The sequence below is a fragment of the Novosphingobium sp. genome (assembly GCF_036820275.1).
Classification (GTDB): Bacteria; Pseudomonadota; Alphaproteobacteria; order Sphingomonadales; family Sphingomonadaceae; genus Novosphingobium.
In genome coordinates this window covers 176,171-190,243 of the sequence record NZ_DAISLT010000003.1, presented here as the reverse complement: position 1 = coordinate 190,243, position 14,073 = coordinate 176,171, and the positions used below count along the sequence as shown (strand labels likewise).

12 protein-coding genes are annotated in these 14,073 nt (G+C 65.4%); 2 read left to right on the top strand and 10 right to left on the bottom strand.

What is annotated here, in order from left to right; genetic code table 11:
• Window positions 1-157: 157 nt before the first annotated feature.
• A complete protein-coding gene (locus tag V7066_RS03650) occupies window positions 158-1,324 on the bottom strand; it encodes a nucleotide sugar dehydrogenase (protein WP_334181878.1) in 1,167 nt (388 codons plus the stop codon).
• 714 nt (window positions 1,325-2,038) lie between these two features.
• Between V7066_RS03650 and V7066_RS03645 the strand changes: the two genes are divergently transcribed.
• On the top strand, window positions 2,039-3,082 hold the full coding sequence (locus V7066_RS03645; RefSeq protein WP_334181877.1) for an NAD-dependent epimerase: 1,044 nt from the start codon (window positions 2,039-2,041) through the stop codon (window positions 3,080-3,082).
• Between the two features lie 58 nt (window positions 3,083-3,140).
• Here V7066_RS03645 and V7066_RS03640 read toward each other — a convergent pair whose 3' ends face one another.
• From V7066_RS03640 to V7066_RS03600, 9 genes are all read right to left on the bottom strand, one after another.
• On the bottom strand, window positions 3,141-4,103 hold the full coding sequence (locus V7066_RS03640) for an acyltransferase family protein (RefSeq protein ID WP_334181876.1): 963 nt from the start codon (window positions 4,101-4,103) through the stop codon (window positions 3,141-3,143).
• 19 nt (window positions 4,104-4,122) lie between these two features.
• Window positions 4,123-5,481, bottom strand: a complete 1,359-nt coding sequence (locus V7066_RS03635) for an O-antigen ligase family protein (RefSeq protein ID WP_334181875.1) — start codon at window positions 5,479-5,481, stop codon at window positions 4,123-4,125.
• Window positions 5,478-6,932, bottom strand: coding sequence for a lipopolysaccharide biosynthesis protein (locus tag V7066_RS03630; protein WP_334181874.1), 1,455 nt, complete (start codon window positions 6,930-6,932; stop codon window positions 5,478-5,480). The genes V7066_RS03635 and V7066_RS03630 overlap by 4 nt, the downstream gene beginning before the upstream one ends.
• On the bottom strand, window positions 6,929-7,399 hold the full coding sequence (locus V7066_RS03625; RefSeq protein WP_334181873.1) for a serine O-acetyltransferase: 471 nt from the start codon (window positions 7,397-7,399) through the stop codon (window positions 6,929-6,931). The genes V7066_RS03630 and V7066_RS03625 overlap by 4 nt, the downstream gene beginning before the upstream one ends.
• Entirely contained in the window at window positions 7,396-7,941 is a 546-nt protein-coding gene (locus tag V7066_RS03620) for a serine O-acetyltransferase (RefSeq protein WP_334181872.1), read from the bottom strand. Before V7066_RS03620 ends, V7066_RS03625 begins: the two co-directional genes overlap by 4 nt.
• The gene (locus V7066_RS03615; protein WP_334181871.1) at window positions 7,931-9,178 is read right to left on the bottom strand and encodes a glycosyltransferase family 4 protein; all 1,248 of its coding nucleotides are present in this window, start codon (window positions 9,176-9,178) and stop codon (window positions 7,931-7,933) included. Before V7066_RS03615 ends, V7066_RS03620 begins: the two co-directional genes overlap by 11 nt.
• Before the next feature lie 47 nt (window positions 9,179-9,225).
• Window positions 9,226-10,602, bottom strand: a complete 1,377-nt coding sequence (locus V7066_RS03610) for a hypothetical protein (protein ID WP_334181870.1) — start codon at window positions 10,600-10,602, stop codon at window positions 9,226-9,228.
• On the bottom strand, window positions 10,599-11,717 hold the full coding sequence (locus V7066_RS03605) for a glycosyltransferase family 4 protein (protein WP_334181869.1): 1,119 nt from the start codon (window positions 11,715-11,717) through the stop codon (window positions 10,599-10,601). Before V7066_RS03605 ends, V7066_RS03610 begins: the two co-directional genes overlap by 4 nt.
• 103 nt (window positions 11,718-11,820) lie before the next feature.
• Entirely contained in the window at window positions 11,821-12,453 is a 633-nt protein-coding gene (locus tag V7066_RS03600; protein ID WP_334181868.1) for a polysaccharide biosynthesis/export family protein, read from the bottom strand.
• A gap of 586 nt (window positions 12,454-13,039) precedes the next feature.
• On the opposite strand from V7066_RS03600, the gene galE reads away from it, so the two are divergent.
• Entirely contained in the window at window positions 13,040-14,044 is a 1,005-nt protein-coding gene (gene galE, locus V7066_RS03595; protein WP_334181867.1) for a UDP-glucose 4-epimerase GalE, read from the top strand.
• The last annotated feature ends 29 nt before the right edge of the window (window positions 14,045-14,073 follow it).

Here is a 14,073-nt window from a genome sequence, read left to right as displayed (position 1 = left end):
GGTCCGGCGCCACGTCGGTTATGGAGGGAGGCCAACCGAGCGTCCCGAGGAGACTCAACCGAAATGGTCCAACGCTGAACCCGGAAGCCTTGAAAGATAGACATAAGTCCTGCCTCTTCCTTGCCCGCGTTGAACCGATTTGCAGTTACTCGATAGGCTAGTCGGACCCGAACAGGTCGCGCGAGAACACCTTGTCCTTCACGTCGTCCAGTTCGGGCAGAATGCGGTTGGTGACGATCACGTCGGCCCGCCGCTTGAAGGTTTCCAGATCGGATTCGACCGGCGTGTTGAAGAAGCTCGCCTCGGGGAAGCTCGGCTCGTAGAGCACCGTTTCGATGCCCTTTGCCTTGATCCGCTTCATGATGCCCTGGATCGAACTCTGGCGGAAGTTGTCGGAACCGGCCTTCATGACGAGGCGGTAGAAGCCGACCACCTTGGGCTTGCGCGCCAGGACCGCATCGGAAATGAAGTCCTTGCGGGTGCGGTTGGCCTCGACGATGGCACCGATGATGGTCTGCGGCACGTCGTGGTAATTGGCCAGCAACTGCTTCGTATCCTTGGGCAGGCAGTATCCGCCGTAACCGAAGGAAGGATTGTTGTAGTGCGTGCCGATGCGCGGATCGAGGCCGATGCCTTCGATGATCTGCCGCGCTTCCAGTCCGCGCGACAGGGCGTAGCTGTCCAGCTCGTTGAAGTAGGCGACGCGCATTGCGAGATAGGTATTGGCAAATAGCTTGATCGCTTCCGCTTCGGAAGGATCGGTGAAAAGAACCGGCACGTCTTTTTTGATCGCGCCTTCCAGCAGCAGTTCAGCGAAGACTTTCGCCCGCTCCGACTGTTCACCGACTACGATACGACTGGGATGGAGGTTGTCGTGAAGCGCCCGGCCCTCGCGCAGGAACTCCGGGCTGAAGATCAGGTTCCGCGTTCCCATCGCCTGCGCGGTCGCAGTAGTGAAGCCGACGGGGATGGTCGACTTGATGACCATGACCGCGTCGGGCGCATGTTCCATGACTTCACGGATCACGGCCTCGACCAGCGTGGTGTCGAAGCGATTGGTCACTTCGTCATAGTTGGTCGGCGCGGCGATGATCACGTAATCGGCGCCCGTGTAGGCCTCGACAGGATCAAGCGTCGCGCGCAGATTCAGGTCGTCGCGGCGGAGGAATTCCTCGCACTCGGCATCGACGATCGGCGAGCGACCGGCATTTATCATGTCCACCTTGGTAGGAACGACGTCCTTCGCCACGACTTCGTGGTTCTGCGCCAGCAGCAGCGCATTCGACAGACCGACATAACCAACGCCTGCAACAGCGATCTTCATTTCTGCTCCTCTGACCGGCCCGGCGGGCAGGTTCGGCAATTTCGTGCCGGTAACAGCGACCGGAACTTCCGAAGGGGGCATATCGGAAAGTTCCGGCCGCTGAAACTGCTACCAATGGGCAAGCAAGCTCTGCCGAGGATCGCCTGACTGTTCAAGCGCTTCACGGAAATATGGGATAATCGGGTGCAGTAACGCGACGGAATCCATTTGCCACCGCAAATCGACGCCCTGAAGGATGCTGCGCCGCACCCAAGAGCACCTCGAAAAGGAGACAAGCGGTCAGTTCAAAGCGATGCCGGGTACTCTCCGAGCATCTTGCCGATTCGCATCATGGCCAACCCGAAGGCATCGGCATCGCCGTTCATCTTGCAGACATCTTACTGATAGAAAATAATAGTTTCAGCATAATTTACCAACGGCTCACCGCATGCGCTCGCCCGACAGGACGAAACGGTCAGGCCATGGTCGTGAGCGATCATGTTCGGCGACAGAATGCTGCGGCGCAAAATGATTCGATCGTCGGACGCTCTCCCGCCCGATCCGTTTTGTAGGATGGCATGGCCGCGGTCGAAACACGCTCGACTGCAAACAACCGGTCTGCAAACTGTCGGCCACCCGTTCCCCACTTCGGACGCCTGCCCCTAAAGGTCACTTGCCAAGACTTCATCGCCCCTTCACAAAGTGCGGACATCTCCACAAAATCTGGACTTTAGCATGACTGATGACGTCGTCGGCAAGGCAGCCCCCCGCACGGCTTTGATTACGGGCGCCGCGGGTTTTATTGGGTACTACCTCTGTCGCAGACTGCTGGATGACGGTTTTCGCGTGATCGGCCTCGACAGCCTCAACGATTACTACGAAGTAGCCCTTAAAGAGCGCCGCCTGGCGATGCTCAGCCAGAACGAGCATTTCCGCTTCATCAAGGGCAAGCTGGAAGATCCCGACCGGCTGATGCAGCTTTTCGCGGACGAGCAGCCAGACATCGTCGTCAACCTCGCCGCCCAGGCGGGCGTGCGCTATTCGATCGACAATCCGCGCGCCTATGTCGAGGCGAACCTGATCGGCGTGTTCGAATTGCTGGAAGCCGCGCGTGCCTATCCGCCGCAGCACATGCTGATGGCGTCCACGTCATCGGTCTACGGCGCCAATACCGAGATGCCTTATGCGGAGACGCACAAGGTCGACACGCAGATGTCGTTCTATGCGGCGACGAAGAAGGCCAATGAAGCGATGGCGCATTCCTATGCCCATCTCTACGGCCTGCCGATCACGATGTTCCGCTTCTTCACGGTCTACGGTCCCTGGGGCCGCCCGGACATGGCGCTGTTCAAGTTCACCAAGAACATCCTCGCCGGCAAGCCGATCGACGTCTACAACCACGGCGACATGAAGCGCGACTTCACTTATGTGGAAGACCTCGTGCAGGGCATCCGCCTGCTGATCGACAGCGCCCCGGTCCGCCCCGAAAGCGCCGAGGACATTGCCGAGCACGACAGTCTCTCGCCGGTGGCGCCGTGGCGCGCGGTCAATATCGGCAACTCGGATTCGGTGCAGCTCATGGACTTCGTCCGTGCCATCGAGACGGCGACCGGCGTGAAGGCCGAGATCAACATGATGCCGATGCAGCCCGGTGACGTGCCCGCGACCTGGGCCGATGCCTCGCTGCTCCAGCAGCTTACCGGCTACCGCCCGACGACTTCGGTGAAGGAAGGCGTGGCGAACTTCGTGGACTGGTATCGGGATTACTATCAGGTCTGATCCGCGCCGCTGGAAACGAAAAAGGCCGCCTCATCGGGCGGCCTTTTTTGTGCCGGGATCAGCCCGCCGTCGCCGGAACCGCTACCGCCACACGGCGCTTTCGCAGCGGTTCGAAGCCGAGCACGCCCGCAAGTCCGAGACGCTGGGACAAATCGAAGAGGATCAGCGGCAACATCACGCCTGCCGCGGTCGAAACTAGCACGACCGTGGCCACGTCCTTCAGCCCAAGCCGCGTCAGCACGACCCGCATGCCCGCGGCGAAGATGATATGCGTGAGGTAGATCGGCATCGTCCGTTCGCCGAGTTTGCGCACGAGCGCCGAGCCCTTGAGGCAAATGCCGAGGAAGCCGACACAGGCCACGAAGCCGCAGAGGTAGGCAGGCACGCTCTCGAAGGGCGAGACGGCAAGCGCCCAGGCCACCGCCTCCGCCAGCACAAATGCCGCGAGGCAGGCCGCGATCGGGAGGCCCTTCTCCAGCCAGCGCGTACCGGCCAGCAATCCGACGAAGAAGAACGGCGCGTGCTGGACGATCTGGCCAGTCAGCCCCTGCGGCTGCGCCAGCACGACCACCGCCACGCTGCCCACCGTGATCACGGTCGCCGCGACCCGGCCGCGCAGGACCATCGCCGCCGCCTGGAACAGGAACAGCGCCAGCAGGAACCAGAACACGCTCTTGGGCGGGAAAGGGTAGGTCAGCACTTCGAAAGGCGAGATGCGGCCCTTGTTGCCCGCGCCCGTGACGAGATGAACGCAGCCCTCGACCCAGGCCCAGAGGCACATCGGCCAGAGCAGGTTCACCGATATCCGCGAGAACCCGCCGAGCAGCTTCTCCGGCACCTTGAACAGCATGCCCGAGATCAGGAAGAACACCGGCATATGGAACAGGTAGACCGCCCTGTCGATCGTCTCGAACAGATGCGGATCGACCAGTCCCTGACCGTCCAGCCCGCGCCAAACGTGGCCGAACACGACGAAGACGATCGCGGCGCCGCGCGCGGCGTCCAGACCCTTAATTCTCATGACTTCCTCGGGTAAGTCATCACAGCGTCCGGGGCTGCCACGCGCCCGCAGCCGGGCGCGGTTTCGGGAGCATGCGGATCGCCTTGCGCGCCGTATGCCTCGCGGTGTTCGCCAGCGCCGGGTAGGCTCCGAGCGAGGCGGCGAGGCCGATCAGCACCAGCGGCGCGGCGCCCTGGCAATTGATCGTGGCCGAAAGGATCGCGATCACGAAACCGATGTGGCGGTCCGGCCGGGGAATGCGCACCAGTCGCCGGATCAGTTCCACGCCCATCAGCAGGCCGAACAAACCGAACTGGTAGAGGATGTAGAGGAACAGGTTGTCCACGGCGCTGAACGGCGAGACATAGACCCCGGTGTAAAACGCCGCCGGACCGACCGAGCCAAAGCCATGGCCGAGCAGCGCGGTGGCGGGACCGCCGTCCACGATCATGTCCCAGACGCCCGGCCAGGTGACGTGGAGGCGCACGACCGTGCTGCTCATGCCCACGGAAATTTCGCCCACGCCGTCGATCGCCAGCAACCACAATCCCGCGACCGCGGGCAGGAAGAAGCAGATCGAGAGCAGCCCGCCCAGCGACTTGCGGCCCGGCCCGAGGTTCTGGAACCAGTGCCAGGGCCAGAAGTCGACCGCCATGGCCACGGCGAGCGCAATGAGGTTGGTGCGCGAAGTCGTGGTGTTCAGCGCCCAGAGCGTCGCGACATAGATCAGCAGGCGCACATGCCAGGCGCGGGCCTGTCGCAGCACGATCAGGGCGAGCAACAGCAGGATACTGGCCGAGGCACTGCTCGCCGCGCCGAGTCCGGCGATGCGCTCCTGCCCGTGAATCCACCATTCGCGGCCCGCCTCACGCTCGACGCCGAACTGCGAGACCGAATAGCCGGTCCAGGGCATTGTCATGCGCGTATCGGCGGCGATGCCCGCAATGCCCAGCACCAGCAGCACGAGACAGGCCGTGCGCCACCACTTGGCGTTGATGTAGCTCGGCGGCAGCATGAGCACGGCGATCACCGGGCAGAGCAGCTTGAAGCCGGAAAACACCGCGACCGGGTTGTGATAGACCACCATGCCGACCGCCATCTGGACGATGGTTGCGGCGAAAAGCCAGATCAGCGGCGTCGGCAGGCGCAGGGTCACGGCGGCGAGCAGCATCCGCATCAGCACCACCGCAATGACCGCGAGATCGGGAACGAACCAGAGCGGGCCGAGGCCGAAACGGTCGAAGTAATAGCGCGCCGCCCCGCCGAAGACCTCGCGCGCCATGATGAGCAGCACGGCGGCGCCGGTCAGTCCGGTCAGAAGCGTGGCGAAGCTGCGCTTGCCGGGTTCACGCGAAACGGGTCGCGGTGGAGTGTATCTGGGCTGGGCGTCCGCCTTCATGCCATGCTCCAGCTCTGGCTGTTGCGCATGATCCATCCGCGACCGCGCCAGATCACCAGGCAGTAGACGAGGCCTGCCGCGCCCAGCAGACCGAGGCAGGCGACCGGCTCGCTGAAGCCCCGCAGCGGCACCAGCGCTGCGCCAAGCGCCAGCGAGAGCACGACCACGAACAGCGAGGACCGCGTCAGCAACGGGGTGCGGACATGGCGGCTCACCACCAGGTAGAACAGCGCGAAGCTGCCGATCTGCGAGATGGCGATGCCGATCGCCATGCCGGTGAGACCCGCCAGCTTCACGCCGATGATCCCACTCGGCACCAGCAGCGCCAGATTGACGGCAGGCGAGATGATCAGCAGCCGGGTCTTCTTGACGAGTTGCAGCGCGACCGAGAGGTGGAAGGTCGTCAGCGCCTTCAGGATCGCCGCGATCGCCACATAAGGCAGCAGCATGGCCACCGTGTCGCGGAACGAAGGACCAACGAAGAGCCGCGCCACGCCGGGCGAGAGCGCCGCGAGGATCGCCGCCGCCGGGGCACCGATCATCAGGTAGATGATGAAGTTCTCGGCCAGGATCTTCTCGCCCGCCTCGCGCCCGTCCTTCTCGAAAGCGCGGACGATGGCGGGATAGGCGGACAAGTTGACCGCCAGCATCAGGAAGATGACTGTTTTTGGCACGACGTCCACCGAGACCGAATATTGGCCGACCGCCGCCTTGCCGAGCGTGGAGGAGACGATGTAGCGGTCCGCTACGGCGCTGGCATAGCCGAGACCGGAACTGACGATCAGCGGCGCGCCGTAGCGCATGATTTCCTTGAGATCGGCGCGGCGGGCGCGGAAGGGCCGAAGCTCTCGCCAGGCGGCATCGGTCAGGTTGCCGAGCACCGCGCAGCCGATCTGGGCGCCGAGGATGCCCAAGGCCACGCCCAGCGCGCCCATGTCGAAGAACCACACGAGCACCGCGCCCACCGCCAGCGAGAGCGAGGAGCGCAGCGTCATCATCGCGAAGAAGCGCCAGCCCAGCAGGCGCAGGCGCGCGGTGACGGTGCTGATCGCGAAGAGCATTTCCGAGAACAGCCAGAGCCACATGGCCGGCCACCAGTCCGGCGCGACGCCGAGGAAATGAATCTGGAACGCGCGCAGCGACAGCGCCACTGGCAGCAGCAGCAGGATCAGCCCGAGGCCGACCATGGAGAGCGCATTGGCGATGTCGGGATTGAGCTGGTGCTCGGCCTCGGGATCGTAGAGCAGCCGCGAGGCGGTGAGGCGCAGCCACTCGAAGATCGCGGCGTTGAGGAACAGCACCGTCGCCGAGACCAGCGCGTAAGTGCCGAACTCGGCGGGGCTGAGCAGGTGCGTCCAGACGATCAGCGAGAGGAAGTTCAGCCCGCTGGAAATGCCGAGCGCCGCCGTGGTGATCGCGCCCTTGGAAAGTTTCATGCGCCCGAGCTTCATGCGGAGAGGCGATCCTTGCGCTTCGGCGTCACGATCCGCGCCGGGGCGCCGACCGAAGTGGCGCCTTCCGGCACGTCGCTCAGGACCACGGAGTTGGCGCCGATCCGGCTTCCCCGGCCGATGCGGAGCGGCCCAACGACTACGGCGCCGGCATAGATCACCGCATCCGCGCCGATCACCGGATACCCCTCCCCACGCCCGGACTGGCCGAGTGTGACGTTCTGGTAGATCGTGGCGTTCTCGCCGATCTCGACATTATGGCCAACCACGATGCTCACCGGATGGGGCAGGTTGATCCAGCCCGCCGGGCGCGAGAGCGGGGAGATATGGCAGGCATAGCGCCAGTGGATGTAGCGCCGGATCGCCGTCGCCATGACCCGGCTTATGCCGCCGCGTCGGTGGAGGCGGCACATGCGCAGCCACAGCGAGACGAGGCCCGCGCCTTCCATCGCGCGGGGGCCGCTCATCGCACTGCCTCCACGCGCGCCGCCGGTCGCGGCGGCAGGATGCGCGCGGGAACGCCCACGGCGATGTGCCCGGCCGGAACCGACGTCTTGACCACGGCATTGGCGCCGATCACTGCACCCGCGCCGATCTCGATATCGCCGATCACCGTGGCGCCCGCGAAGATCGTCGCCCCGGCGCCGATGCGCGGGCAGCGCCCGGCTGCGCCGTCCTGACCGATGGTGACGTTCTGGTAGATCGTCACGCCGTCCGCGATCACGGCATTGTCGCCGATCACCACGCCCACGGGGTGCGGCAGGTAGACCGCCTCGCCCACTTTCGTCGTCGGCGCGATGTAGCAGCCGTAGGCGCGGCGGATATGCCCGCGGATCGCCCGCGCGAGCACGCGCCCCGCCGGCCCCGAGGCCCATAGCGCGCTCATGCGCTGCCAGGCGCGCAGCACGCCGCTGCTGGGGCTCATGCGGCCCACCGGCAGGCGTGTCGGCACGGGAAGAAGCGGCGGCACTTCTCCGAACGTCACGGCCATTTCGCGCTCAGGCCGCATCGAACAGCTTCTCCAGATGGCTCTCGTAGCGATCGATCACAGCGCCCGAGGTGAAGACGCCGCCCATGTCGAGCGCCCCTGCGCTGTAATGCGCGTAAGTCTCGGCCGGGAGAGTGCGGAAGTGCTGGATCTTCTCGGCCAGTTCGGCCGCGTCCTCGCCCTCGTAAAGCTCGCCGGTCTCTCCGGGAGTCACGACTTCGGGATTGCCGCCGACGCGCGAGGCGACGACCGGCAGCGCGAAGCCATAGGCCTCGTAGATCACGCGGGGCAGCGGCTCGTTGTAGACCGAGGGGCAGATCACCACGTCGACCGCGCCGTAGAAGTCTTCCGCCGCCTGCCAGCCGAGGAACTTGACGCGCGGATCGCCTGCCGCCTGCGCCTTCAGCCCCTCGACATAGCCGGGTTCGCCGTCGCCGGCGATCACCAGCGACCAGGGACGCCCGCCCTGCGGCAACTGGCGGACCGCCTCGATCAGCTTCTCCACGCCCTTGGTCGGGGCGAGGCGGCCGATATAGCCGAAGACCATCGGCGCGCCGTCGGCCAGTGCCCGTGCCTCGGGCACCAGCGGCCGGTCGTTGACGTTCCACTGCACCGCGCAGGGCTTGTCGTCCCCGAAAGCGCCGTGGCGGCGATGAGTCTCGGCCACGAAGGCGCTGTTGGACAGGAACATGTCGACATTGCGCGTCTGGCGGCGATTGACGCCGGCCACCACCTTGCAGCCCGAGCAGAGCGAGGTGCAGTTCTCACCAGCGCGGTACATGCCGGAGCGGCTGCAGATCAGGTAGTAGTCGCGCATCGTGTGGATCAGCCGCGCGCCGCTGCGCTTGGCCTCGCGCAGGATCGCGGTGGAGAAGCCGTCGATGATGCTGGTGTTGACCACATCGGGGCGGATGATGTCCAGCATCTGCCGCACGTCGCGCGCGGCGCGGAAGTTCCAGAGATCGAGCGTGTGCCACACCGCCTTCATCGCCGGGGAACGGCGGCGCTTGTCGTAGGGCCAATAGATGTTGCGGATCGGCAGGACGTGGAGCGTCGGCTTGCCCGGTCCGGTCACCCCAGCTTCCATCCCGGCGCGCAAGGTGGCGGCTTCCTCGCCGCGCGGGGCGAGGCGCAGGATGTGGACGTCGTGGCCGCGCTCGACGAGGCCCTCGGCCAGCGTCTGCACGGACTTGGCGCCGCCGCCCACCTGATCGGGCCGGTAGGAGCGGATGATGAAGAGAATTCGTCGGGACGTCATGGACGTACTGTCTCCGTTGCAGGGTGCAGTGCTCATATCGCTCGTGCTCATGCGGGTTTGGGGCAGGTCAGCGCCGGTCGCGCGCCACCGGCGGCGGGGCGCAGGCGCAAGTAGACGGGGGCATTGCCCAGCCGCTGTTCGCCGCCGGGAAGGGCCTTGCCGGTCATGTCCACCAAGCCCGCGAGCTTCCAGCCGGAAGGCACCAGTTTCGCCGGTTCGAGCAGGGCCGCTCCGGCCTTGGCCCAGACCAGCGCCGCGGCGCCGTTCCCGCCCGAGAAGATCGCCCCTTCCACTCCGGCGCGCTGGACCGGGCAGACATAGCGCATCGCGCCGAGTTCCTTCAGCAGCGTCTGCAAGGCGAAATAGGAGGGCTTGGGCGTGCCGTTCGCCTGCAGCAGGCCGAAATTGTGCTGGTCGTAATCGGGATTGCTGCCCGCGTCCTTCCACGAATACCAGACGTTCGGCGCCACATCCGCGGCCAGCGCGGAGACCAGCGTGCGAACGAGGTAGCGCGCCTGGGCTTCGCCATCGACGCGGCCGATGATCGGGCGGCCCCATTCGGAATTGGCGATCTTCGGGGCCTTCACTTGTCCGCCCGCCACGATCCGGCGGCGCAGGCCGCCCCAGAGCGCCGCGTCGCGGGTGACGTCGCCGGTCATCTGATAGGGATGAACGCTGATCCGGCTGAAGCAGGTCACCGCCTTGGAACCGGCCAAGGCCGTGAGAAACGCACCGTCCACCCACTTCGAGGCGGCGGGGCCGTAGACTTCGGCGGAACCGTCGGCACCGCGGATCGCCTGGCAGGCGGCGAGCGCCATGCGGCCATAGGCGGCGGCGTCCGGTTTCGGCGGCCAGAAACGGGGGTGGTCCGGCTCGTTCCAGACTTCCCAGATCGGGTCGTAGGGGGCGAAGGCCTTGGCGGCGGCAGCGGCCCAGTCGCTGTAAGCCTTGATTTGCTCCGGCGCGACCGGCGGCGAAGTGCGCCGTTCGTCGCGGCCGCGCCACTGGATCTTGGTGAAAGGCGTGTGGACCGGGTTGCCGTAGTCGAGAATGAACAGCGGCCGCATCCCGCGCGCATGCACTTCCCGCGCGAACTCCAGATAAGTGCCGAAGTCGTAAGTGCCCGGCTTGCGCTCCGTACCGGCCCAGCTGAAGTCGCTGCGCACGTAGCGCAGGCCCAGTCCTGCCACCCGATCAAGATCGGCGGGCGTCAGGTTGTTGCCGGCAATGCCCACCACTTGCCCCACCGGCGCGGCGACATGGCTTTCGGAGCGAACGGCGGCAGGCTGGAGCAGCAGGGCGGCCAACAAGGCACCCGGGCAGAGCAGCAGCACCCCGGCCAGCATGCCGTTGCGCAGGCGCGCACGCCTCGCGCGGCGGCGTGCGGAACCAAGTCCACCGCTACTCTGCTGCCAGCGTATCACCGGCCCAGCACCGCCGAATAGACCGCGTTCACCTGCCGGTGCATGCGCTCCATGCCGAAGCGCTCGGCCACCGTGCGCGCGGCACGCTTCTGAAGCTCGACCAGCATCGGGCCGAGGCTGGAGATTTCCTCCATCGCCGTGCAGAATGCCTCGGCGTCGCCCGCCAGCCAGCCGTTCTCGCGGTGGTCGATCATCTCGACAATACCGCCCGCCGGATAGCCGACCACCGGCAGGCCCATCGACATCGCCTCCATCACCGAACGCGGCAGCGGATCGGGCGTCTCGGAAGGCACCAGTACCGCATCGAGGCCGTTGTAGATCGCGGCCAGACCCTCGAAGCGCCCCTCGAAACGGACGAAGTCCGTGAGGCCCAGCGCCTCGGCCTGACGCTTCAGGCTTTCGAGATAGGGCCGGTCCTCCGCTTCCGCCTCGCCGCGCACCAGCAGGGTGATGCGCTGTCCGCGCCGATGCGCGGCGCCGAGCCAGTCGAGCGCGACATGGTGGCCCTTGAACGGATGGATGCGCCCGCAGATGCCGACGACCAGCCCGCTTTCCCCAGCGCGGGCATGGAAAGATTGGGGCACATCGTCGCGCTTGACGCCGTTGAACACCACCGAGACGTTCTGCGGCAGCGCCTCGCCTGGCCAGCAGGCCCGGCTGACCAGTACGGTGTGGTCGGAACTGCGGGCCAGCCCCTTCCAGATCAGCCGCTCGGACCCGCGCACGGCGATGTCGCGGACGTGGAACACGCAGGCCTCACCGCCCAGCTTGCGCGCGAGACCGGCGATGCAGTGCGCCTTCAGTCCATTGCTGTGGACGATCTGCGCGCCGTGGCGCTTGGTCACGTCCTTGAGCCGGCGCGCGGCGCCGATCCAGTCACCCACCGCGGCGCTGACGCTGGACGGCCGCACCGGCCGCCGGATCGCGGCGACCTGGCCGAAATCCACGACTTCGACCGGAATGCCCCGGCTCGCCGCCTGTTCGGACACCGGACCTTGCGCCGGAACGACCAGCAGCGGGTCCACATGGGGATTCGCCATCAGGTCGAACAGCGACCGCTCCGCCCCGCCCTTGAAGAAGGACACCGGGGACAGGAAGGCGACTCGATAGTTCATAGGATCAGTCCCGCCATTTTTCAGGATACAACATCGCTTGTCCTTTCGCTGCGCCGCCATGGCCGCGAGGACCGCCTTCGCCGCGAAAGGATCGCCGCCACCGTCAGCGGGCCATCACCGCGAAGGCATTGAAGAGCGGCGCCGTCTTCAGGAAGTCCTGCCAGAGCGTCTTGATCTTCGAATTGCCGACCACGACGAGATCACCGTCCATGATGATCGGATCGGGACTGACGCCGCCGCGAATGTCCTTCACGTCGAAACGCGCGACCATGCGCTGCCCGTCGATGGTCCGGAAGATCACCACCTGATCGAGCTTTGCGGTGGGCGACGGACTCTGCGCCTTCGCCAGAGCGCCCAGCAGCGTGGTATCGCTGTTCAGCTCGAAGGAACCGGGGACCTTGACCTCGCCCTCGACCGTCACGAAGCGCGGTGCGGCTTCATCCACGGCGACGGCGACTTGCGGGTCTTTCAGGTACTTGCGCGCGAGAATGCCGGTGATCTCGTCCTTGACCTCCGGCGCGCTGCGGCCGGCCGCCTTGACCTGCCCTGCGAAGGGAAGCTGGATGAAACCGGCCTCGTCCACGCGCGCCTTCTCCACCGAGAGATCGGGTTCGCCGAAGACGCGCACCTGAAGAACGTCCTTCGGCGCGATCGCATAGACGGTCGGCGCGGGAATCGTCGCCGGAATGGTCCTATAAGCAGCCTCGCCGACCGGAACATTCGGGTTGCGTGTCATCGTCGACGTACAACCCGCCAGAAGCGTGCCGGAAAAAAGGACAGCGAGCCCGAGAAGCGTTCTTGTGCCGTGCACTTACGGTCGTCTCCATAAGGCCTAAGTCAATCACCTATTCGGGTAATCGGCGGAGCATAGGGGTGCAAGTGCTTGAGCCCTGTTCAAAAACGGCGAGACCCACTCCTAAAACGGCACGTCGCAAAACTCTTCCGCAAGTGCGAAATCGATCGGGTCGCGAGAGGTTCGGCCGCCATTCGGCAGCGAATCCGCGATGGCGCCACAATCGATGACAGCCGGATCGACCGTCATTCATGTGACGTTCAACTGATCCGGACCGTGCGACATCAGTTGAATATCAGTATTTCTCCTAAAAGCGCGCCTTCGATTGGTTAGCACTTGCGAAAGGATAGCACCGCAATGGAGGCGGTTCGATTTGACGCACCGCAGCACGACCGCCTATTCCTCTAACCGGTTGAAACGACCACGCTCACCTGCCCTCTTGCGCGGACGGAACCGGCCGTCCAACAGGATATCGAAAGCCACCCGGCACAGACCCGCCAACCGGGTTGCCGCCCAGCAGAGCGAGACCATGAGCGCCAAGATTCCCGTCCTCGTAACCGGCGGTGCCGGTTATATCGGCAGCCACGCCGTTCTCGCCCTCAAGGATGCCGGTTGGCCGGTCTCCGTGATCGACAACCTGACCACCGGCTTCCGCTTCGCCATCCCCGATGGCGTTCCCCTCTACGAAGGCGATATCGAGGACGCGGCGCTGCTGGCGCGGATCTTCCGCGAACAGGGGATCAAGGCGGTGATGCATTTCGCCGGTTCGATCATCGTGCCGGAATCGGTCGAGAACCCGCTCAAATACTATCACAACAACACCGCCAAGAGCCGCGCCCTGATCGACGCCGCGGTGAAGACGGGCGTGCCGCACTTCATCTTCAGCTCGACCGCGGCAACTTACGGCATCCCGGAAGTCTCCCCGGTGACCGAGGACAGCCCGAAGCTGCCGATCAATCCTTACGGCATGTCCAAGCTGATGACCGAGATCATGCTGGGCGACGTATCCCGCGCCCATGCCTTCAACTATTGCGCGCTGCGCTACTTCAACGTCGCCGGGGCCGATCCCGAGGCCCGCACCGGCCAGTCGACGGCAGGCGCCACGCACCTCATCAAGGTGGCGGTGGAAGCGGCACTGGGCAAACGCGAGCATGTCGGCGTGTTCGGCACCGATTTCAATACGCCGGACGGCACCGGGGTACGCGACTATATCCACGTCTCGGACCTCGCCAGTGCCCACGTCCTGGCGCTTGAGGCGCTGATCGCCGCGCCTAGTGAGTCGCTGACGATGAACTGCGGCTATGGCCAGGGCTTCTCGGTGCTCGACGTGCTGGACGCGGTGGACCGCGTCACCAACCGCACGATCGACCGACGCCTGCAGGGCCGCCGCGCGGGCGATCCCGATTCGCTGATCTCGGACAATCGCCGGATCAAGGCGACGCTGCCGTGGCAGCCGAAGTATGCCGACCTCGGCACGATCGTCGAACATGCCTTGGCCTGGGAGCGCCGCCTGACCGAATTGCGGGCCGAGTAACGCTGCCCTCCGGAATAATACCGTTCCGG